21 protein-coding genes and 1 pseudogene are annotated in these 20,029 nt (G+C 53.8%); 8 read left to right on the forward strand and 14 right to left on the reverse strand.

The genetic code is table 11. From position 1 onward, the window contains the following. Positions 1 to 109 precede the first annotated feature (109 nt). Entirely contained in the window at positions 110 to 1,534 is a 1,425-nt protein-coding gene (locus tag NMQ16_RS06685) for a S8/S53 family peptidase (protein WP_257079763.1), read from the forward strand. On the opposite strand, the gene NMQ16_RS19340 is transcribed toward NMQ16_RS06685, so the two are convergent. The 7 genes from NMQ16_RS19340 to NMQ16_RS06715 form a co-directional block, all read right to left on the reverse strand. Then, a complete protein-coding gene (locus NMQ16_RS19340; protein WP_373566761.1) occupies positions 1,524 to 1,787 on the reverse strand; it encodes a DUF1353 domain-containing protein in 264 nt (87 codons plus the stop codon). The two genes, NMQ16_RS06685 and NMQ16_RS19340, sit on opposite strands and share 11 nt — an antisense overlap. After that, positions 1,784 to 2,467 carry a DUF1353 domain-containing protein gene (locus NMQ16_RS06690; RefSeq protein WP_257079764.1) on the reverse strand — a complete coding sequence of 228 codons (684 nt, stop codon included), beginning with the start codon at positions 2,465 to 2,467 and terminating at the stop codon, positions 1,784 to 1,786. The genes NMQ16_RS19340 and NMQ16_RS06690 overlap by 4 nt, the downstream gene beginning before the upstream one ends. Positions 2,468 to 2,659: 192 nt before the next feature. Continuing rightward, positions 2,660 to 3,514, reverse strand: coding sequence for a transposase (locus NMQ16_RS06695; protein WP_257079765.1), 855 nt, complete (start codon positions 3,512 to 3,514; stop codon positions 2,660 to 2,662). Between the two features lie 296 nt (positions 3,515 to 3,810). Continuing rightward, entirely contained in the window at positions 3,811 to 5,055 is a 1,245-nt protein-coding gene (locus NMQ16_RS06700; protein WP_257079766.1) for a DUF2235 domain-containing protein, read from the reverse strand. 334 nt (positions 5,056 to 5,389) lie between these two features. Continuing rightward, positions 5,390 to 5,728 carry a hypothetical protein gene (locus tag NMQ16_RS06705; RefSeq protein ID WP_257079767.1) on the reverse strand — a complete coding sequence of 113 codons (339 nt, stop codon included), beginning with the start codon at positions 5,726 to 5,728 and terminating at the stop codon, positions 5,390 to 5,392. Positions 5,729 to 6,025: 297 nt separating this feature from the next. After that, positions 6,026 to 6,214, reverse strand: a complete 189-nt coding sequence (locus NMQ16_RS06710; protein WP_257079768.1) for a hypothetical protein — start codon at positions 6,212 to 6,214, stop codon at positions 6,026 to 6,028. Between the two features lie 147 nt (positions 6,215 to 6,361). Then, entirely contained in the window at positions 6,362 to 6,601 is a 240-nt protein-coding gene (locus NMQ16_RS06715; RefSeq protein ID WP_257079769.1) for a transposase, read from the reverse strand. On the opposite strand from NMQ16_RS06715, the gene NMQ16_RS06720 reads away from it, so the two are divergent. The 6 genes from NMQ16_RS06720 (at position 6,600) to NMQ16_RS06735 (ending at position 10,795) form a co-directional block, all read left to right on the forward strand. Further along, the gene (locus tag NMQ16_RS06720) at positions 6,600 to 6,794 is read left to right on the forward strand and encodes a hypothetical protein (protein ID WP_257079770.1); all 195 of its coding nucleotides are present in this window, start codon (positions 6,600 to 6,602) and stop codon (positions 6,792 to 6,794) included. The two genes, NMQ16_RS06715 and NMQ16_RS06720, sit on opposite strands and share 2 nt — an antisense overlap. Then, positions 6,752 to 6,952, forward strand: a complete 201-nt coding sequence (locus NMQ16_RS19345; RefSeq protein WP_373566762.1) for a helix-turn-helix domain-containing protein — start codon at positions 6,752 to 6,754, stop codon at positions 6,950 to 6,952. The genes NMQ16_RS06720 and NMQ16_RS19345 overlap by 43 nt, the downstream gene beginning before the upstream one ends. 276 nt (positions 6,953 to 7,228) lie before the next feature. Beyond that, positions 7,229 to 7,420, forward strand: coding sequence for a transposase (locus NMQ16_RS19350; RefSeq protein ID WP_373566765.1), 192 nt, complete (start codon positions 7,229 to 7,231; stop codon positions 7,418 to 7,420). After that, a complete protein-coding gene (locus tag NMQ16_RS06725; RefSeq protein ID WP_257079771.1) occupies positions 7,362 to 7,952 on the forward strand; it encodes an IS3 family transposase in 591 nt (196 codons plus the stop codon). Before NMQ16_RS19350 ends, NMQ16_RS06725 begins: the two co-directional genes overlap by 59 nt. A 715-nt stretch (positions 7,953 to 8,667) precedes the next feature. Continuing rightward, positions 8,668 to 9,309 carry a hypothetical protein gene (locus NMQ16_RS06730; RefSeq protein WP_257079772.1) on the forward strand — a complete coding sequence of 214 codons (642 nt, stop codon included), beginning with the start codon at positions 8,668 to 8,670 and terminating at the stop codon, positions 9,307 to 9,309. Between the two features lie 121 nt (positions 9,310 to 9,430). Further along, on the forward strand, positions 9,431 to 10,795 hold the full coding sequence (locus tag NMQ16_RS06735; RefSeq protein ID WP_257079773.1) for a triacylglycerol lipase: 1,365 nt from the start codon (positions 9,431 to 9,433) through the stop codon (positions 10,793 to 10,795). A 587-nt stretch (positions 10,796 to 11,382) separates the two neighbouring features. On the opposite strand, the gene NMQ16_RS06740 is transcribed toward NMQ16_RS06735, so the two are convergent. From NMQ16_RS06740 to NMQ16_RS06765, 6 genes are all read right to left on the reverse strand, one after another. Further along, complete coding sequence (locus tag NMQ16_RS06740) at positions 11,383 to 12,021, reverse strand: hypothetical protein (protein WP_257079774.1); 639 nt, start codon at positions 12,019 to 12,021, stop codon at positions 11,383 to 11,385. Between the two features lie 1,716 nt (positions 12,022 to 13,737). Further along, entirely contained in the window at positions 13,738 to 14,493 is a 756-nt protein-coding gene (locus NMQ16_RS06745) for a hypothetical protein (protein WP_257079775.1), read from the reverse strand. Continuing rightward, positions 14,480 to 14,743, reverse strand: coding sequence for a hypothetical protein (locus NMQ16_RS06750; protein ID WP_257079776.1), 264 nt, complete (start codon positions 14,741 to 14,743; stop codon positions 14,480 to 14,482). Before NMQ16_RS06750 ends, NMQ16_RS06745 begins: the two co-directional genes overlap by 14 nt. A gap of 431 nt (positions 14,744 to 15,174) precedes the next feature. Beyond that, positions 15,175 to 16,038, reverse strand: a complete 864-nt coding sequence (locus tag NMQ16_RS06755; protein WP_257079777.1) for a metallophosphoesterase — start codon at positions 16,036 to 16,038, stop codon at positions 15,175 to 15,177. Positions 16,039 to 16,102: 64 nt separating this feature from the next. Then, entirely contained in the window at positions 16,103 to 16,519 is a 417-nt protein-coding gene (locus tag NMQ16_RS06760) for a hypothetical protein (RefSeq protein WP_257079778.1), read from the reverse strand. A 5-nt stretch (positions 16,520 to 16,524) separates the two neighbouring features. Continuing rightward, positions 16,525 to 18,093, reverse strand: coding sequence for an AAA family ATPase (locus tag NMQ16_RS06765; protein WP_257079779.1), 1,569 nt, complete (start codon positions 18,091 to 18,093; stop codon positions 16,525 to 16,527). 414 nt (positions 18,094 to 18,507) lie between these two features. Between NMQ16_RS06765 and NMQ16_RS06770 the strand changes: the two genes are divergently transcribed. Next, the gene (locus tag NMQ16_RS06770; protein ID WP_257079780.1) at positions 18,508 to 18,744 is read left to right on the forward strand and encodes a hypothetical protein; all 237 of its coding nucleotides are present in this window, start codon (positions 18,508 to 18,510) and stop codon (positions 18,742 to 18,744) included. A gap of 146 nt (positions 18,745 to 18,890) precedes the next feature. Here NMQ16_RS06770 and NMQ16_RS06775 read toward each other — a convergent pair. After that, a pseudogene (locus NMQ16_RS06775) lies at positions 18,891 to 20,001 on the reverse strand (IS3 family transposase). Between the last annotated feature and the right edge of the window lie 28 nt (positions 20,002 to 20,029).

A 20,029-nucleotide genomic window follows, 5' to 3' on the forward strand; every position in this document is an offset into this window, starting at 1 on the left:
AAATTCGAATGGCTAATTGTCGGATGGGCTTAAAATTAGTTAGTCTACCGACGATTGTCTTTACGAACGATTGTTTTGGTAAGAATAACTTTACTCCGTTGGAGAAAATATGAGCATTACGGATCGCGCCACAGAGTCGATATGGCAGGTGAGGTTAAAGCGCGGACAGGAAGCAATTTTTGAAGCTAATTTGCGGAAACTGAATCTTGATGTATGGGGGTCACTCTTGCTACCTGCAGGAGACCGGTGGCACGTCGTGTGTTCTGGCATAACCGATGCGCTCGCTGACGACATAAGGACGAAATTGCTTTCGGCGGGTGCAGAAGCTGCTAATGAGATATCGGAGACCGCGCTCGTCGAAATTCTTCGAACCCGCGCAGCGGAAGATAACCAGAACCCTTCCCGCGCAGAGGATAACAGAACCGCACCCACATCGTTAGGACGTTATCGAAACGCCGATATTGAATTGGACTGGTTCCTTACGGCGAGTGGAATCCCTGACGCGTGGAACCAGTTTGTAAATCCGGAAGATTGGTCAGGAATTAAAGTAGGGCATATCGACACAGGATATACGGAACATACTGCACTTGGATTTGGAAGAAATGACTCTGCTCCGTTTGTGAAACCAAATCTAGGTCTTAATACTTTATACAACCCGCTTGCAATGAATGATGAAGGCGCAATGTATAGGCGTACATCCGAATCGCCTAAACCTCTCGATAATCTATCTGGCGCCAACGGCGGCCACGGAACTCGAACAGCAAGTGTTTTGGCGGGCCTGTATGTACCACCAAGGCGGGGCGCGCCAGTCGCCCCATTTTTTGGAGCTGCGCCTGGAGTCTCTATCATTCCTTATCGCGTTACTGACTCCGTCCTCGTTGATCACGTGAAGGACGATATTTCAACCGCAATTCTTGATGCAGTCGAAAAAAAGGGGTGTAAGGTAATCAGCATAAGCCTCGGCGCGCTATTTGGCTTAGGCAGTCTTGCCGCGGCTATCGACTGTGCTTATGAGAACGGTGTAATCATTTGTGCAGCCGCTGGCAACTATATCCGAGAGGTTATTTACCCCGCGCGCTATAACCGAGTAGTAACAGTAGGAGGCGTGACCCCAGTTGAAGCAGACGGCAATTGGAATTTCAAACCGTGGAGCGGTTCTGCTCGGGGGACGTATGTCGACATCTGCGGTCCCGCGGATCGCATCCGTCGCCCGTCAATGATTCGATCAAAAGGAAGAGAGAAGCAGGTGATTGAAGCCAATGGTGACGGAACGTCCTATGCAACCGCGATCTGTGCAGGCATCGCGGTTCTATGGCTTGCTAAACATGGTGAGGCAGCACTGGTCGAAAAGTACGGAGACCAACGTTGGGCGCGCGTGGCTGCTTTTAAACACCTACTTACAGCATCAGGCATTTGCACGACACCACCCGGATGGGATAACGACCTTTTCGGCGCGGGCGTATATCACGCAGGGCGTTTGCTGGAAGCTCCTCTTCCTAGTCTCTCAGACCTTACGCGCGAGGCTAACGCATAGCTGCCAAGATTCTTAATCTACCCCGGTTTCCGAACAGATGTACAGCGCTATAGACAGCCCACTCATCAAAGCTACCTACGTTGCTTTCCTTCATTGCGATCACCATTAGGCAATCGGATTGCGCGCGAATACAACACTGGGCCCAATACAGGTAGTCGTGTATCACAGCGGCCCTGCTGTCCTGGCCATAAGGAGATAGGCCGAGCGACCAAAGACTCTGGGGTAGCAGAGTTAACGCCAAGTTAGGCCTCATTCGTCCTGTTTCTGTGCACGCGTGCTGCTGTGTGGAACGCGTGTCGTGTCTCCGTGGTGACAATAGGCGGGAGTGCGGTCGAACACTGGGTCTCGCACTCCTTGAGCGACCAAGAATCTTCGATAGTCCTGCCAGCGACTGTTCGGGTCTGCTGGGATGAGATAGTCCGGCGGAACCACCCTTGGCAGGCCGGAAGTGCGCTCCAGCCTATTGGACTCCCAAGAACCTCTGCCTCCCAGATAGACGCCCGCATAGACCGCAACCTCGTCGAACTTGTCAACGTCGCTCTCCTTCATCGCGAGTACCATTAGTCGATCTGCTTGTTCCCGGACGCAGCCTTGTGCCCAGTAGAGGTAGTCGTGGATGACGGCGGCACGGCTGTACTGTCCATGAGGTGAAAGGCCCATTGACCAGAGTGGCTGTGGGATGGAGGCAAAGTCAGTTACAAAGCCTTTTGGTACGACGACGTAGTCTGCGGTATCTCCAATGCGGTAGACGAGGTCTTCGCTGACGATCCAGTGCTTGTTGTCGCCGAACGGCCGGAGAAGCGGAGAAGGTGGTGGCGCCAGGACAGACATTGCCGAGAGCGCAACACCTATGCCGACCGCTATGCCAATTCCGAGTAGAACTGCAACGATCAGGGGAGGATGGCGGCGAATTACAGATAGTAGGTCAGCCACTTCTGCTCCAGTCTATGAGGCCTAACGACACTGTAGAAAAACCCCATCCCAGGGCTAGTCGCTGCGTCCGGCCATTGCCGGCTTGAATTCATTCTTCATCGCATCAATCCCGTTTCAGCGGTTTCATCGTCGCCTCCTGACGCCCCTACAGAGCGTGTCCCGATCGGGCTGGTTCCCTGTCCGCCAGCTTACCTAATTCGCGTAGCCATGGTGCCCGAGCTTTTCGATGTTGTGCACCATGCAATAGAGCTTCCACTGCCCATCGACCTTGGTGCGCCCGCGCAGCGTGACGCGGTCGAGCCGCTTGTTGTGCCGTAGGTTGCCGAACACCGGTTCGATCGTGGCAAAGCTCGCGGCGATGGCCTGCTTGCCATGGTCGGAATCGATGCGCCGCTTCATCCGCTCGGTGTTCGATGCGCCGCCGTCGCGCTTGCCGCGGAAGAACGCGACCTGTCTCACCTTCGTCTTGTCCGGTGTGCGCAGGCACCGAGTGCGCCGGTTGCACGGCACACAGTCGCGCTCGGCTCCGGTGTATTTGGTGGCGGCGTAGCCGTTGATCGTGCAGTTGCCGCCGTTGCGATACAGCCGCTTGCCGGCCGGGGACAGGCAGTGGCTGCGGTTTTCCGCTTCGATGAAATCGGTGTTGGCGTAGGGCTTCGTCTTCTGCGCTGCGCGCGCGTCCTTCGCCTTGGCGTTCTTGTCCCACAGCGCATCAGGCTTGGCCTTGTGTTTCGCCTGTTCTCCGCACTCGGGTCGCGTTGCCGGTAGCCGTTGTCGCAGATCCAGAACGGGATGTGTCGCTTGTCCAGCTCGCCGAGATTCTTCTCCGAGTGGTAGCCGGCATCGGCGTAGATTGCCGTTTCCGCCGTACCCTGCGCGGCGGTGGCATCGACGACCGGTAGCAACAGTTCCTGCTCGGAGCCGGTGCCGTGTGGCTGTGCGTCGACAACGATCTGGCGCGCAAGATCGAGCGCACCAGCTGGCCGGTCGCCGCCTGAACAACCCTTCAACCCATATCCCGCCAGCACTTGCAACGAGACCGATCATCCATCATGGCCAAACGGGTCACATCCACGGTGACTTACGCCGACAACTCTTCCGGCAGCTTGCGTGCCGCTTGTAGCGATTGGCGATCCCCGCGCAGATTCCATATGGGCACGGGGCACACAGAACCAGCTACAGATGCCGGATATACGACTGCAAGTGATTCACCCGACTACGCCAAACTATTGATCAGCCTTGATTCTGGGGGGTGTCCATATACAAGGGGTTAGGCGGCGCCCGCAGCATCGGTCGGCCGATTCCGTGCGAATAAAGGCCTCCTACCCGTGCGAAAGTCAGACTCAAGGCGCAGTCAGCAGCAACGCCTCGTCCTTGCAGGAAATGGGGTAGGCAACCTCCTTCCTCGTTCCCTTGACCAGTACCGGCGGGCTGCCCTTCCGCTGAAATACGCTAGGGTCTAAGGCCTCCTGTGGCGGCTGCTTTCTGTCCTCACATTGGATGCGCAGAATCTCGGGCATGTCTCGGACGGACCAATGGGAGAGGCCGTTGGGGTTTTCGGGAAGCCGCGGAATCTTAGCTGCGAAGCCATAGCTCTGACTGAGGATACTGAGCATCCAATTGAGAGAGATGTTGGGCAACTCATACTCGCTGTCATACCCGCCGCCGACGTCGGCATGAGCGCCTGGAAACCAGCGCTCGAGAATCCTGTTCTTGTGCTGGCCGTTGTGAAGATCAATCTGCGGACAAAGTAGCAGCGGGCCGAACTTGTCTCTTTTCTCATCCAGCGCAACTGCGTGCGCGATTGTCCGGATCGTGGGGTACGAGTCCGACTTGTATCGATCTCCATCCTTGCGATCTGGCAGTTCCTTGCACGAGCCAAACTTCTTGAATGATGAGCCGGGTACTGTATCCCATACGCCAAGCAGCTTGATCGAAACGGGAAGAAACTCTGCGCGTAGGGCGGTTTGAGCCTCAAAGGCCAATGGAGGAGCTCGGTTTGGCTCCCACGACTTCCAATAGTCCGTGAAATCGGCGTCGCTCTTCTTCTTTGTAATTTCCAGAATCTTGTTCCATTGCCTTTGCCCAAACAACATACTCCGATCCGAGGGGGCTGGAACGCCAACGTAGGAAAGCAAGCCTGCCAGCGCGCGCGCTTGGTGAGCCCCTCGGCTGAAGCCGAAGACGTACAGATCATCGCCTGGGCGATAGCTCTTCGCCACGAAATCGTATGCCGATTTGATTCGGGCCTCCATGCCTTGTCCCCAGATAAGCCCAAAGACAATTGACGACGTAAAGTCCGGGCTCCCGGCGGAGCCGACGCCCTCAATGTACTTAGCGGTTGTCTGAGGGTCTCTGATGTCACTGACAGCCTGATACAGGCGCCAAACGTTGGTCGCTGAGCCAGGGTTGTTTGCCGTGCCATCAAGGAAGACGAATATGCTTCTCTTCTGGTTTGGGTCGCCCGTGAACTGAACTTCTGTCGCCTTTGTATCGTTGCCCTCTTCGGCCGGGTCGATCGTCGAGCAGCCCCCCAGCGCAATGGCAATAAGCAAACTCGAACGGATTACCAGATGACGGAGTCGCATACGGTCACCTTTCGATTGGGTTGAGCGCACAGGCCAATGTTTCGCTGGCCCAGAGGGGCGAGCCGTTCAAGCGGAAAATGATGAACTTCTGGGCGCGGGCGAGCAAGGCCAACTGCCGATTCACTGAATCTCGCAGACTGGGTGATCCACCGAATTGATGAAATCGAGCGCCTGAGACGACTGTAGGCAAGGGAGCTTTTGGGGACGGTCGTCTGTGACGGCGCTGAATAACGACGCTGTAGAAAACCCCACCCCGGGGCAAGTCGATACATCTGGCCTTCGCCGGCGTGAATCCATTCTTCATCGCTTCAACTCCGCATTCGTCGCTGCATCATCATCTCCTGACACGCAATGCCGGCATCGCTTGCCAGCGTTCGGAGGGACCTGTTCGGCTCGCCAGCATACCTAATTCGCGTACCCATGGCGCCTGCGCTTTTCGATGTTGTGCACCAAGCAATACAGCTTCCATTGCCCGTCTACCTTGGTGCGCCGCGCGCAGCGTGAAGCGGCCGAACTGCTTGTTGTTCCGCAAGTTGCCGAACACCGGTTCGACCGTGGCGAAGTGCGCGTCGATCATCCGCTTGCCCAGGTCCCAATCGATGCGCTGCTTCATCCGGTCGGTGTGGGATTCGTCACCGCCGCGCTTGCTGCGGAAGAAGGCGAACTGTCTCACCCGGGCCCTGTACGGGGTGCGCAGACATTGATGTCGCTGTTCGCACAGCACGCAGTCGCGCTAAGCGCCCGTGTATTTCGTGGCGGCATAGCCATTGATCGTGCCGTCCCTACCGTTGCAATTGAGCCGCTTGCCCGCCGGGCAGATGCAGGAGCTGCGGTCTTGGGCTTGCGTGAAATCGGTGTTGGCGTAGGGCTTCGCCTTGCTGCGCTTGTCCCACAGCGAGTCAGGCTTCGCTTCGTGCTTCGCCTGTTCGGCGTAGCGTTGATCGCGTGGCCGGTAGCTGTTGTCGCAAATTCAGGCCGGGGTGTGTCGTGTGGCAAGTTCGGTCAGGTTCCTCTCCGAGTGGTAGCCGGCGTCGGCGCAGCGCACTGCAGAAACGGTGGTCTGGTGCGCCGCATCGACCGCGGCCACATTGGTATAGCCCTGGATCACGCCTTTGCCGGTGGCCATGTTGGCCGAGTCGTTGTCGGTGCGGTTACTCAACCGCACAGCGTCCTTGGCGCCGCGCCGCTCGTCCGGGTTGCGCGCGAGCCAGTCGCGGATCTTCGTTGCTTCGTCGGCAAGACGGTAGCAGGTGCGCGACGCACGCGCCTGATCATCATCGTTCCCTGCGGTATCGCGTGGCTTCTGTTAGCTGATCTTGGGCTTGACCGCCGCTTCCATCTTCGCGGCCTCGTCGCCCAACTCGGAAACGAAGGCAGCAATCGAACTCGAAGTCAGAAGTCCGTAGCAGTACGCGAGCAGCACGATCTTGAGCAGCACCGCCGGATCAAAGGCCAGGGCGTCGTCGGTGCAGCGGGAACGGAGGGGTGAATCGCCCCGGGTTTGAACTGACCCCCAGAAGTTGGACAAACTTCGAGGGGGTTTCATGAAAAAGTATCAAACAGAGTTCAAGCTCAAGGTAGTGAAGCGCTCTTTGGCTGGAGACGGCGGAGCGAAGCTGCTGGCGCGGCGGCGGTCAGTGCCTGAGCAGATGATCCGCACCTCGGTGAGCCACTACCGCCTGCGCGGCGTTGATGTTTGCGACCCAAGCGCAGCACGTACAGTGCGCAGTTCAAGCTAAAGGCGCTGTCCCACCAGGACCACGAACAGCTATCAAGCCGCCAGGTTGCCGCGATCTATGACATCCGTAATCCCACCCAAGTCGTGGTCTGGCGACGCAAGCTAGATGAAGGCGGCGTTGAGGCACTCGGGAATAGGGAGCAAGGCAACCCAGTATGAAGAAAGAACAACACTGCCCAGGGCCGCCAAGCACGGCCATCAACGATTCGGCGCAGGCGCTACGCGAATAGAACGAGCAACTACGCGCTGAGGTGGCCTACCTAAAAAAATGCAAGCCTTGATCCCGTCGAAAAGATCAGTTGCGCCGACAAAGCGCGTCTGATCGCCGGGTTGAGGCGTCACCATAAATTGGCGGACATGCTGCAGATAGCAGGCCTGGCGCGCCGTACGTTCAATTATCAGTGCGCAGCTCAGCGAGGGAACCAACAGGGCGGCATGGAGCCTAGGATCCGTGCTGTCTATGACGAGCACAAGGAGCGCTACGGATACAGGCGAATCACAGCAGCGCTTTGCAATTCAATGGCCGAACCGGTCAACCACAAGTGCGTCCAACGTCTGATGCAAAAAGATGGGGCTGCGCGGGGTGATCCGGGCGAAGAACCGCTCCCGACACGTCCCAGGCATTAGCGATGCGCGCGTGCCTAACGTCCTGAAGCGCGAATTTTTTGCGGCAGCGCCAAACCGGAAGTGGGTGACGGATGTCGCCGAGTTCAATGTGAAGAGCCACAAAATCTATGTGTCAGCCTGTATGGACCTCTACAACGGCGGGATCATCGCGCACCAAATGACAAGGCGTCCGGTCTTCGAGCTGGTTTCCAGCACGCTTCGGGCAGCGCTTTCGCGGATCGCCTGTACCGCGGAACTGATCGTCCACTCAGACCAAGGCTGGCACTACAAGATGAAGCCCTATCGAGAAATGCTCGCGCAGCGTGAAGTCAAGCCAAGCATGAGCCGTAAGGGCAACTGCTTTGACAACGCGGCAATTGAGAGCTTCTTCGGCACGCTGAAGGCCGAGTATTTCCATCTTGAAGCACCCAATAGCCTTGATGCGCTTGAAGCGGGCGTAGATGATTACGTCCGCTATTACAACCACGAGCGCCTAAAGCTCAGACTGAAAGGGCTTAGCCCGGTGGGATACCGGCTCAGAAACACCGCCTAGTTGGCGGCATGGCAACCGTCCAACTTCTGGGGGTCAGTTCAAACCCGGGGCGATTCATGAACGACGCCCACCGATCCGATTTGTACCCCTGGACCCGTCTCTCTCAGCCAGCAAATCTTCTGCGTCGTCGTGAAGCTTGAAGACGGCAGGCAAGCCCACCAGCCAGCCGTTAAGTCTTGGAAGCCTTCAAGCCGACTCAGGTACAGGGAGGAGAACTCGGCGCGACTCACTTGCGCATGGCTCCCTCTAAGTTGTCGCAGGCCATCCTCTAGAGTTTCAAGTGATCCGAAAAGCCAGGAGCACCTCAAAGTCATCCAAAAGGATGGTGCGACGAAATACAACTTCTTAAGAATCGTGAACTATGCTCGAACAAAAGCAAGTGGCGACGAGTAAAGCAAAGTGCGTAGCTTAAAGGCTTCTATGACCAGCGGCCCATAATGGTCGGCTTATACCCGACCTGAAAATGGAGTTTCTGATCATCGTTATGAGGTTCATTCCGAGTCAACTTTCAGAGATTTTTCCATGAAATATATCAGCCTTTCCATAGTGCCTTGTACTGTATTGGTTCTCTGTTCTTTATCTGCGTCGGTCTGTGCAGATACACAAGGTACCAAACCTCCAAAGACAGATCGAGATGGCAATAAAGATGAGTCTAAAGGTGGCGCTCGATACTTCGGGCCTGTAGCGCACGATCCCAAGAGCAAACCACCCTTCGATGAGTCTAGTAACGGTGTTTCAGGCTACAAACAAGGCACACAGCATACGTTACCCGAACTTTGCAGCTCGAATACGCCACCTAATTGGTGTGAAAAATAATTCAGTGGACAAGTTAAAAATAGTTTCAGATATAGCCGCAACATGGGTTGCCATTGTCGGTGTTCTATTTAGTGGCGCATTTGGGCTCGTTGAATATCACAACAACTCACGCGCAGAACGCGTAAAAACAACGATTGCCTTATCCGAAAGATTTGGCCGGGACCAATATTTGATTGCGAGGATGAAGATTGATGCGTATGGCGCAGAGAATGCGTCTGAACTTTTCACAAGAAGTGCAAAGGGGAGTGCGGTGCTCTCACAGTATATTTTAGGCGTTATCGGTAAGAGTGGCTTGGGGCCGGAGATAGATATTGTTGTTGAGTTCTTTGACGAACTTCATGCGTGCACGTGTGGGGGAGCGTGCGACGAGGAAATGGCGCGTCGCCTATTTGGAAGATTCTCAGCCCTTACCCACTCGAACTTTTACCCCTACATCGCGCTACAGCGAGAGCAACTTAGAAGCAAGGATTATGGCATCGGGATTGAGGCATTTACAAAGGCGTATCGGCGAAATTCCGACGTTTGCGTATTGTTGCGCTAAAGTCATTTTGAGGTTTTGACTAACTTAATTATTAATTTGCTGGTTGGATGACTCCGTTTTAATAATTTTGTGAAGCCTGCTAAGTTTTTAGTATCATTACCGATTTGATTGCGAGGTGTCGATGATTGAGCCTATTGTTATAGTCCATGGATGGAGTGACGAGTCTCGAACCTTTCGCGGGCTCGCAAAGTTACTTGAAAAAGAATTCGATTCAAGGCCCAGTCTGATCAATTTAGCAGATTGGATCTCAATGGATGATGATGTAACGTTTGCAGATCTTGCAGAAGCGATGCAGCGTGCATGGGTTGCCGCCAATCTGCCCACCAAACCCCGATCTGCAAATATTATCACTCACAGCACAGGCGCACTGGTCGTTCGGGATTGGATGACTCGCTACTATCAACCCAGTTCGGTACCGATCAAACGATTTTTGATGTTGGCTCCACCCAATTTTGGGTCTCAATTGGCTCACAAAGGACATTCTTTTATAGGCCGTGCGATTAAAGGTTGGAAAAATCATGGTTTCGAAACTGGAGAGCAGATTCTCAAGGGGCTCGAACTCGCTTCGCCTTTCACTTGGGCACTGGCAGAGAGAGACCTCTTCTCTAATGAAAATTGGTACGGGCAGGGAGCTGTGCTTGCAACAGTTCTTATTGGCAACGAGGGATACGATGGGGTGCGAGCCATTGCAAATGAGAAGGGTTCCGACGGGACGGTTCGTATTTCAACGGCGAACTTGAATTGTTCCAGGCTCAACTTGCATTTAGATGAAAACCAAACTTTAGTAAAAAATCTGGAGATCGAGCGCAGCAATACCAAGGTGGCGTTTGGGATAGTGAACTCCCTTAATCATAGTAGTATTGTACCGAACGCAACCGCAAAGTCCCATGCCGAGGAGACGCTGCATCAGTGTGTGCTTGAAGCGCTGAAGGTTGGTGACGGTGATTATCTAGGCCAATCAGAAAAATTTAACTGGCAAGAGCGTCTCGTCGAGATGACGCGTGATGGGTTCGCTAACGCATCTTTGTTTAAGAATGTCGTGACGCGAGTCAGCGACAACTTAGGAAATGTTGTAACCGACTACTTCGTCGAGTTCTATCGCACCAGTGGAGAAGACGGTAAATTTGAGAGGTTTCTCTATGAAACGTTTCTTTATTCAGTTCATTCTTATAAGGATAACGGTTCTTACAGAGCACTTTATTTGGACGTGGGAAGCCTCCAGTCATTGCGCCCCGGGGAAGCTATTAATTTAAAGCAGTTATTTGTGAGTATTGACGCGCATCCGCAGTATCTCGATAAACGGTCGAAGACTCAGCCCGTCGGATATCGATCGCTTTCACCCACCAGCGAAGGTGGCATTTGTATTCCAAGTGGGCGCATGGATGAATTCTTTCGACCGCATGAGACGATGCTGGTGAATGTCGTTTTGACTCGTACCCTATCCGCGGGGGTTGTTACATTTAGACATGCGAAAATGCAGCAATGAACCGCCACAAGGGCGATTCACATTGTCCAATTTAGGATGGCAGTTGATGCAGTCAAATTCTGATCAGTTCGTCAGTGAGCCAGCGCCTGAATATCTTTCGGAAGGCGTGGCTTGCATAGTGAAATAGCTGGTTACCCCTTTGCGGATAGGGTTAGTTCAAAGAAGCACAAAGATTGGGCGAACTCTCGATCTTTGGCTCTTTGCGCGGGTGGACGGACTTTTCACCTAATATAATGGCCTACTAGCTGTAAGCGTCCTGCCGGCATCATCTTTTCCTCATTGCTGTAATAGGTAAAGATCGACCGCATCGTAGCACCTCAAATTTTTTCCACGGATTCGTGGACACAAATACCAAGGCGGTTGCGCAGCGGTACAGCCGCGGTCCGCGCGAGCATCACCCGGTAGCGTTCAAGCGTGCGTTCCGAAAAGTCGTGAGTATATGACTCTCCGATGAAACGAAACTCTTATAGTCTCAAGGTCTAAGTTCAGGGACGCTACGCGGCATCTTCCTTAGTGGCGCTGAAACACGGCGGTGGGATTGGATTGGATAATTAGAGCGAATTATTGATTCGTCATTCGTACAGGGTTTATTCGTTGGCTAAGATAATCTTGAAAGGGTTTAGAAATTTTTTCTGCACGCAATTGCGCATAGAGCCCACGTCATTTTCGTTCTCGCAGGCTAGGCGAATAGACGTTTTGTCAATAAGTTTTTTATGTAGATCAATCAATAAATCAACATCCTTCTCCTTTTGTGAATTAATTGATTCTCTAAGGTTGAACAAGAGACCTGAAAAACTTTCATCCTTCAACTCTCCAAACATAACCGGTCCGCGATCAATGTTTTGGGTAAATTGATTTAACACATAATCCTCAGTTTTTCCAGAACTTAAGGCGTCCTCCAAATAATCGACTCTATGAACAATTTCGGCCATATATTTTCGCGCGGTTGAATTGCTATCTTGTTGTGGTCGTAGATCGCTTATGGATGTAACGCCTTGGTAATCACGCCTTGCTTCTAATATCGGGGTAACAGTTATTTGAGGGTTGACTTCAATATGAGGGCTTACCTCTATATGGGGAGTTGGCAGGCTGACAGGCTTTGGTGTCGCATTAAGTTCATCAGGAGACGAACTGCTATATAAGTTAATTGCGGCGACTGCTATGGCACCAATTACACTGATAACGGCAAGTAAAACCTTAGTTTTTGAAGAATCCGAGTTTGCCATTCCAGCTCCGATATTCAACGTTCAAATTTGGCTCAAGAATATATTCCCTGCTGCGAGTCCTAGTGACCGAAGGGAGTTCCTTTGCTGATGGAATGGATTCCCCGGGATTTTGGTCACTAATCCGGCACCCGCCGGTCTTCAAGCGTGAGGATCGGCCTTCAATCTGAAAAATCTACTATGCATATTAATACAGTCACGGCCGTTCTTGACAAGATCATACTTCAACTCGCTGTCACCGATGAAGAACAACAGCTTACCGCCTTACCTGAATGCAGATCGAAGCCTAGTTTTCCGACCGGACCGTCCCCCTTATGACTATCGAGGACAATAAGTGGGCTCATTACTCGGCGTTCTGGGCCGCTTCACCTCGCATCGAATTCACCTTACTACTGTATTTTTAACCATTGACGCTGCAGAGAAAATCTCGTCCCCGGGGCGCGCTGCTGCGTTCGGCCTCGCCCGGCTTGAATTTGTTCTTCATCCCTTCAATTCCGCGTTCGTCACCTCTTGACGCCCGGTGCCGGCATTGCATGTCAGCGCTGTGAGGGCCTGGTTCTGCCCGCCAACTTATCTATATTGCGCATCTATGATGCCCGAGCTTTTCGATGTTGTGGACAATGCAATGTTGTTTTTATTGCCCATCAACCTTTGAGTCCGGCGCTGCGTGACGCGATCGAGTCGCTTGTTGCGCAGTAGGTTGCTTAGCGCAGGTTCAGTCATAGTAATGCCCGTGATTACCATCTGCTTGCCCTAGTCCGAATCGATGGGCTACATCGTTCGGTCGGGGTGGGATTCGGGACCACTGCTCTTGCCGCGGAAGGAGGCGACGGGCGTGCGCGGTCAGAGCCGATGCTGTTGGCACGACACGCTGTCGCGCGTCGGCCTGCTTATTTCGCTGTGGCGTAGGCGCTGATCGTGCAGTCCCCACCATTCCGATGGAACAGCTTGCCCTCCGGACAGATACAATGTCATTTGTCTTGGGCTTACGCAAATCGGTGTTGGAGTAGGCCTTCGTCATCGAACCGCTTATCGGGTGACGAAAAGCGAGGGAGCAGTGGATTTTATTACATTCGAGTCGATCACTGTCCTAAGCGACGGGTACTCCCTGCGGGGACCTACACCATTCGGATAGCCCATTCACGCACTCCAAGCGAGAACGCCCGCGATTTCCTTGCGGTGCAACATTTCCAAGAATCGGAGCCTTCGCAGAATCCTCAAAGATTCGATATGTAAATGCGAGGAATGGTCCTGTTGTTTCCTACAGGACTTAAATTAGAATGCACGCTTCTACTCATCAAAATCTTGCTCCTTTATAAGCAGCAGTTGCTCGGGTAGCGTCCTTGTTGCTATCATCTCTAGGTAATCCGATGAGGGGATTTGTGTGGAACGGGAACTAAAAATAGGGCTTAGAAATATCACGGATAATACCTTCGTGTTCGCGTGGGGCGTGATCTTGATCAGCCTTTGGACTTACACACCAGACCTCATGCTCTCCGGAATCATCGCCGGTGCGTTTGGATGGTACGTCAGCACAAAAATTGGAGGCCATTTCTTCGCCGTCGTCCTGGCGTCTGTTCTTGGTTTTATTATTTATGCAGTGAATTCTATTGGGTAGATTCTGGCTGCTTATCTGCTTTAGGATTTGAGCGGTTGAAAACGACAAATCCCTCCGGGCCAAGAGCCGCAGGAATTTGTCGATTCAAAGATAGCATCGAGTCAATTTTTCAACAAGCCAGAGCGTGCTATGCGCACTGCGCTCCACTCCCGTTGCATCTGAAGCGGCAGCCATGTCAGATCCGTGGGCGTAGCAGCCAGGAGTACAAGACCCACATTCGTCTCCTTCGCGTGCTGCAGCAATCTTCTCGAATGTTTGATGAGAGCATCCGCGATCCCGTTCTGGGTGACAACAACCAGCAGGAACGCTGCACTGGCATCAAGGTGGATGCGCTGCGCGTGGGCCTCGTGTATTGCCCGCACGTCGAACTGGTCGGCAAGTTTTACTTCGAAAGTCACCGCATGGCGCGTTGGTCCGCCTCGCCTCAAGGTCGGATGCGTGCCGCTTCCCAACAGATCCTGCCTCGACCAGATTCCGCCGGTGTCGCGTCGGCCTTGATGGGCGGTGTTCGCGACCTGGACATCTGAGAATCCAAGTGCTGGCATCCATTCACGCTGGAGTTTTTCCTGGATAGCCCCATAAGATTGCTTTTCTCTCGTCCAAATGGTCGGTTCGCAGTGATTTTCGGCAAGTAATCCCTCAAAGCCACATGGTTTGCGAACCAGACGTACGCGCCGGCCGCGACCGCGGCAGCGTTCGATCTGTCCCCTTCGAACCAGCTCTTCAGTGGCAACCTCGACTTCATCGCGACTCAGGCCGTTAAGCAGGGAGAGTTCGACAACCATCATGGATTCGCCTGTCGCCGCCAGGCATTCTGTGATCAGTTGGTGGTGGGTTCGTTGGTCAAAAGAATTCATCGTCTTCCTCGAAGGCACCTGAAGATAAGGTTTGATGACCTTTCTTTCTTCCAGCCATTAGAGGTTCGTCGGTTTGCCCTTTGAAGCGAGCGTCCTCAGCGTGGTGATGAACTTCGGTCATCACCACGCCTGCGGTGGTCGCTGCGATGTCTTGGTAATCGAAGGCTTCCCTCTTGAGTTTTGGTGTCCTTGGGGCATAAGCGTGGTCCGGCATAAATGTTGGGGCGCCCGTTCTGCTGTGAGATTCCATGTTAAGAATCAGGACTGCCTGGCCGTAATGAGGGTATCTTGCCTGCACGAATGCTTGATTTATCGGAACTCACTGCTGGATTGAGATTTCTTTCTTATATAAGAGGCCTTGTGTGCCCCCGAATTTACAGCGCGTATCAGCGCTGTAAATTCTCCCCCTGAAGGGGGTCGCGGAATCTCGAAAAAAACTCGAGCTTCCACATTATTCGCACTTTAATAGGGGTGCGAATAATGTTTTTAATTAGGGCCTCTTGGTTATCTTGAGAAATCCATCGTGTCAAATTTTGGAGTTCTTTTCTTCTGGCATCCTTGGTTATGTTTGGATACCTCTGTCCGTTATGTGGGAAACCCTGCACGGGTGTCAATGCGCTGTAATGAAGTGTTCTCTCTGGCACGCTTGAGAGCCTTAAAGTAGGGGTTGAGCGGCGGGCCTCAGAGTTCATCATCGGTATCCGTGAGGGATGACCGCATCCGACCGGCGCGCTCCACGTCGTAGTCACCTTGTCGGACGACACGGACCTCGAGGCTGTCCAGATCAAGTTCGGCGATGCCTCGAAAGCCCACACCGACGCATGCGAATCCCATCCGTTTCTGCTCAGCGCTGTAGTCGAGACTGTCGTGGTGGTGGCCGTGGATGACGAGTTTTGCGCCCATGGCCCGGGCAAGGTGGTCGATACCGATGTGACCGTAGGGGTGGCAGCTCGGCGCCTCGTGAGTGATGAGTACGTCAGCTTGCAAGTTGGCCATTTGTTCGAAATCTTCCGGAAAGATGCTTGATAAATGGAGGATTTCCGAACCAAAGAGTACGTTTGCGTGAAATAAGGGATCGTCAAGCGCAGCGATTGCTTGTTCAGCGGTGATCCCCTGCTCTTTGAACCGAGCAGGGCCGGGTGTGGCGAGGATTCGTTGCGTGGCAAACTCTTTAAAGCTCTTAAAACTCGCTGTTTTGCCGTCGAATTGCTGTAAATCCGGTGACCAGACGGTTTTTCGGAATACACCCCCGAAGCCCGCGAGTCGGATGCCTCGGAGTTCAACTACGCGCTGATCAAGGTTCTCATTCAGAGCGGTGACAAGGTGCAACCAGGTAGTCACGTGTTCTGTATCGTGGTTGCCGCGTATCCACCACGTCTGAATGCCTTCTTCCTTTAGTGGAGCAAGGATCTCCTGCATGCTCCTCGTGGGTTCGATGTCACCCAGAAAGACGACACCTGCGGGACGACGCGCCAGCGCTTCATGGAGGGCGTGGTCAAACCGCCCATGAACATCCCCAAAAAGGAGGATGGATCTCGATTTCATGCGAATAGACCCAGAATTTTCGGGTTTTTACGCTCAAAAATCGGATTTTCGGAGAAACGGTCTTTCATTTGCCGCGTACCGATGAGCCGCCTACCCTTCGACACCAGTCACAGAGCGTCGTCCAGCACGTTTGATGGTGCAAAGTGGGTGCTCCACAGTGCTCGCAGACAAAGGACGACTCCTTCCGGGCGATTTCCACCACGCGTCTGGAGTGTTCCGTACTCATGCCGACTCGGAACCTGAGTTGCCAGAATTTCTGCGTGACGCCCTTCAAGTGTGGGACTTTCCCTACCGGCGCTTTTCGAATCTTCATCGCGTAAAGGCACTCGGCTTCGATGCCCGTGCATGCCTGATCGACCAGATCGAACCACCCGTTACCGCAGTCCAGACGCCATCGCCACTCATGCTCTGCCTGCTCTTTGATCTCCCGGAAAACGAGCGGGTAGCGGTCGATCAACTTTTTGACGAGGACGATATCCATGCTCGTCAGTGGATGGCGAGTGTCGTAGCGTCAGCGCAAAGATCTCGCCCGAGCAGATCTTCGGCGATCAGGTGACTACGCCCCGTGAGGACGGCTCTGCCCGCGGCAGCTGTGAGCCGCTTTCTCATCTCGCGCGGCGGTAAAGCTGAAAGAACCGTCAACACTTCGTCGCTCAGGTGTCGATCCAGCACGTCGGTCAATCCACGATCCTTAAGAAAGTGGGAGAACACGTGGGTTGCAATTTGCCGGCCCTCATTCTCTTTCGGGCTCGGGATCTCGAAGGTGACGAATCGCTGCCGGATGGGGTCGGGAACGAGTTCGATGTCGTTGCAGGTCGCAAACCAGAGGACGCGGCTCGCATCAAGAAGCAACTCGGGGAGCGACAGATCACAAAAACGTCTGGCAGTACTTCGTTCAAGCAACAGGTGAAGCGCCCCAAGCGCGGCCCTTTCTCCGCTTCCGCCACTGATGCTGCTCACTTTGTCGATCTCTTCCAGCACCACAACAGGGTTGGCGACCGGGGAGGTGACGAGGTGCCAGAAAAGCCGGCCTTCGTGAGAGTTCGCCCAGAAAGTCTCACTCCCGGCGAGGGCGGCACCGCTTTGTGCGCTGGCCATGTCCACTAACAGCACGGGAGCAAGACGTAATCCGTCTGCCAAATGTTGCAGATACAGGGTCTTTCCCAGGCCCGGCCGGCTATGGATCAGTACCGGATCGAGCGCAATGGCTCGTCCAGTCGCCAAGGACAGCGCGCACTGGCCTTCCATGTAATCAGTGACTGAAGTGAAATTTGGAAATAAGGCTCTTAATTCGGCAAAAAGGCCGTGAATGACGCCTGAAAACTGTCTCAGCGGCTTTTTTGAACTGTGCGCCTTCAACCCGGCAACGACGCCACGAATGCGCACCTTCGCGTCAGAGTCTCGTCCACTGACCCGCGTCTCCAAAAGCTCAACACCCTTCTCCTCCCACACATCCACAAGTTCTTCGCGCTTCATAACGGCCAAGCCTGCTTCTTCGACGTCAGGCGGATGCTGGGCATCCCCCTCTCCCGTCGAAAGAGACGAAACGTCACCAACGACAGAATCAACACAATCGCTGGAAGAAAAAAGAGGGATGGCACTTGAAGATTGAGGAGCGGTTGCATCAAACCATGCTGCAACCCTTAACCCCTCAAGATAAGAATGCTCCGTGCAGAATTTGTGGTTCTCCCTCTCCAAAGGACTTCCACAAGCGTTACAGGAATACGCAGCCAGATAGCGGAAATGTCGACACCGTTCCGTGAGTGCTGCAGTCCTTGCCTCATCCAAGTCCTTGATAAACATAAAAACGGATGGCCCGTACGCACCGTAGGCCCAAAAGATGAAGGCGGAGGTGTCGTTAACACGGGCGTCGCCTACGATCGCACGAAATTCATTCAGTGCATCAAGAACGATCGATACGTGGCCAGGGAGGAATTCGATGGAAAACTGCATAGACCACGGGAATTCAGTGCGCTGAACCTGGGCGGAATACGCACGAAAAGCCTCGTGATTATCGAAGATCTTGTCGAGAAGAATGTTCTGTAGCGCCATCATGACCTCACAATGGCCGCAGTAGAGCATCAATCCTTGTGTGTGTAAACCCCTTTAAAATCAGAGGGGATCGCGGACAGGAAATAAATATTTGGCTGGATTATTACTTTGATAATGGTGCATTAGGCAGTCTTTGATTACATTTAGAGCACGATAAACAGCCCTTTAGGGGGGTAGATAATGATTTTAAAAAGTGAAAGCCACGCAAAACATTTTCCGCTGGCCACCTTCGAATTTTCGGAGAGATTCAAAGTCAAGGCGCAAACGGTAAGGCGTCGGCTGTGCGAACGCGGGTCCTATTACGGATTTGTCCCGGTAAAACTTCCAAATGGCCGTCTGGCGTGGCCAGAGGTGGTTGTAACCGCGGATGGGCCTCAAGCTCTTTAAAACGTAACTTATCAGCGCAAAGGATTCATCATGGTAAAAAGAGTAAAAGCAAAGCTGTCGGCAGTCGAGCAAGAATTTGATGACGATGAATATCTCCATTCATACGGCAGCTATGCCGGTGATGGTTCTGATCTTTACGACGCAGACACAGGTTTCAGCAGTACGGATTACAACTTCGAAGGTGTCGGGAGAGTTGATCAAGACAACATGCGATATCAACAGGCAGTAAAGGACCTGGCTAAAGTGATCATCAATCTCGTCGAGTGATTGAACTGTAAAAGCGAAAATTTCCGGGCTGCCCGGGAAGCCAGACGCAAAAGGGGCACTTGAATAAAGTGCCCCTTTTGCATTGCTCATCCCTTGCCACGTGTTTTCGCGTCACCGTGACCTGCCCCGATTCTTCGGACCACGAATTACTTGAGGAGAGAAGTGGCTTCGCGGTCCTCTCCTGACAGGAATTCTACGAACTGCGCCGGGGTCAGGTAGCCCAGTGCAGAGTGCGGTAGTACTGCGTTGTAATGGCGCTTCCACTGTTCGATCACAACCCGAGCTTCCGTGGGGTTCCGGAAGTATCCATCGACAGGCACTCGTCGCAAAACTTGCCGTTGAAACTCTCATCGGTACCGTTCTGCCACGGTTTGCCCGGCTGCGACAGTGCCATCTGAAAACCCTCGTTCGCGGCCCACTGCAACAACCTTGTCGAGACGAACTCCGGGCCATTGTCCGAGCGCAGAAACTTCGGCGCACCGCGTTCGCTGATCAGCCGGCTCAGTACCTCGACTACACGCTCAGAACGAATGCTGCCCGCCACATCGATCGCCAGTGCCTCCCGCGTGTGTTCGTCGATCACCGTCAGGCACGTGAGCTGCTGACTGTTGGCGCAGGTGTCGAACACAAAGTCGTACGCCCACACATGGTTTGCTGCGGGCGCACGCTGCACCTAGTCCCGCTGACTTGCCACCCGCCGCCGGCGTCGCTTGCGCGGCACCTGCAAGCCCGCCTTGGTCCACAGCCGCCAGGTTCAGCCAATGCGCAGGCTGAGTCCGGCACGGCGCAGGAAGATACGAACGCGCCGGTAACCGTACCGTGGGTACTGACCCGCCAGCTTCTGCATTTGCTCGATCACCGGCCGATCCCGAACATCCAGCCGCGACACATAACCCAGACCGGAGCGCGATACGTCGAGCAGAGCGCAGGCACGTCGTCTCGATAGTCCTTTACCTTCTGCAAGCAGCACCTGCGCCCGACGGGCGCAGGTGCTCTCCATTTATTTGACGCAATCTCTTTCATCACGTCGATCTCAAGGTCGCGTTCCGCGAGCATCTTCTTGAGCCGCGCGTTCTCCACTTCGAGCTGACGCAGACGCTTGACCTCGTCGGCGTTCATCGCGCCGAAGCGCTCTCTCCATGTGTAGATCGTCTGCTCGCTGACCCCGTGCTTCTTCGACACCTCCGACACCGGCGTCTTGTCCGCTTCGCGAAGGATCTTGACCATCTGCTCTTCCGAAAAACGACTCTTTCGCATGACTTCCTCTCTGCTGTTGGAAGCCTTC

Source organism: Methyloversatilis sp. XJ19-49 (assembly GCF_024580145.1).
GTDB lineage: Bacteria > Pseudomonadota > Gammaproteobacteria > Burkholderiales > Rhodocyclaceae > Methyloversatilis.

Excerpts from the sequence above, each read along its gene's own strand:
- NMQ16_RS06760 (WP_257079778.1), bottom strand. The coding sequence starts at position 16,519 with ATGGATATCGTCCTCGTCAAAAAGTTGATCGACCGCTACCCGCTCGTT.
- NMQ16_RS06695 (WP_257079765.1), bottom strand. The coding sequence starts at position 3,514 with ATGATCGGTCTCGTTGCAAGTGCTGGCGGGATATGGGTTGAAGGGTTG.
- NMQ16_RS06685 (WP_257079763.1), top strand. The coding sequence starts at position 110 with ATGAGCATTACGGATCGCGCCACAGAGTCGATATGGCAGGTGAGGTTA.
- NMQ16_RS06720 (WP_257079770.1), top strand. The coding sequence starts at position 6,600 with ATGAAAAAGTATCAAACAGAGTTCAAGCTCAAGGTAGTGAAGCGCTCT.
- NMQ16_RS06745 (WP_257079775.1), bottom strand. The coding sequence starts at position 14,493 with ATGAATTCTTTTGACCAACGAACCCACCACCAACTGATCACAGAATGC.
- NMQ16_RS06750 (WP_257079776.1), bottom strand. The coding sequence starts at position 14,743 with ATGGAATCTCACAGCAGAACGGGCGCCCCAACATTTATGCCGGACCAC.
- NMQ16_RS19350 (WP_373566765.1), top strand. The coding sequence starts at position 7,229 with ATGGAGCCTAGGATCCGTGCTGTCTATGACGAGCACAAGGAGCGCTAC.
- NMQ16_RS06735 (WP_257079773.1), top strand. The coding sequence starts at position 9,431 with ATGATTGAGCCTATTGTTATAGTCCATGGATGGAGTGACGAGTCTCGA.
- NMQ16_RS19340 (WP_373566761.1), bottom strand. The coding sequence starts at position 1,787 with ATGAGGCCTAACTTGGCGTTAACTCTGCTACCCCAGAGTCTTTGGTCG.
- NMQ16_RS06730 (WP_257079772.1), top strand. The coding sequence starts at position 8,668 with ATGAGTCTAGTAACGGTGTTTCAGGCTACAAACAAGGCACACAGCATA.
- NMQ16_RS06700 (WP_257079766.1), bottom strand. The coding sequence starts at position 5,055 with ATGCGACTCCGTCATCTGGTAATCCGTTCGAGTTTGCTTATTGCCATT.
- NMQ16_RS06740 (WP_257079774.1), bottom strand. The coding sequence starts at position 12,021 with ATGGCAAACTCGGATTCTTCAAAAACTAAGGTTTTACTTGCCGTTATC.
- NMQ16_RS06715 (WP_257079769.1), bottom strand. The coding sequence starts at position 6,601 with ATGAAACCCCCTCGAAGTTTGTCCAACTTCTGGGGGTCAGTTCAAACC.
- NMQ16_RS06765 (WP_257079779.1), bottom strand. The coding sequence starts at position 18,093 with ATGATGGCGCTACAGAACATTCTTCTCGACAAGATCTTCGATAATCAC.
- NMQ16_RS06755 (WP_257079777.1), bottom strand. The coding sequence starts at position 16,038 with ATGAAATCGAGATCCATCCTCCTTTTTGGGGATGTTCATGGGCGGTTT.
- NMQ16_RS06725 (WP_257079771.1), top strand. The coding sequence starts at position 7,362 with ATGGGGCTGCGCGGGGTGATCCGGGCGAAGAACCGCTCCCGACACGTC.
- NMQ16_RS06770 (WP_257079780.1), top strand. The coding sequence starts at position 18,508 with ATGGTAAAAAGAGTAAAAGCAAAGCTGTCGGCAGTCGAGCAAGAATTT.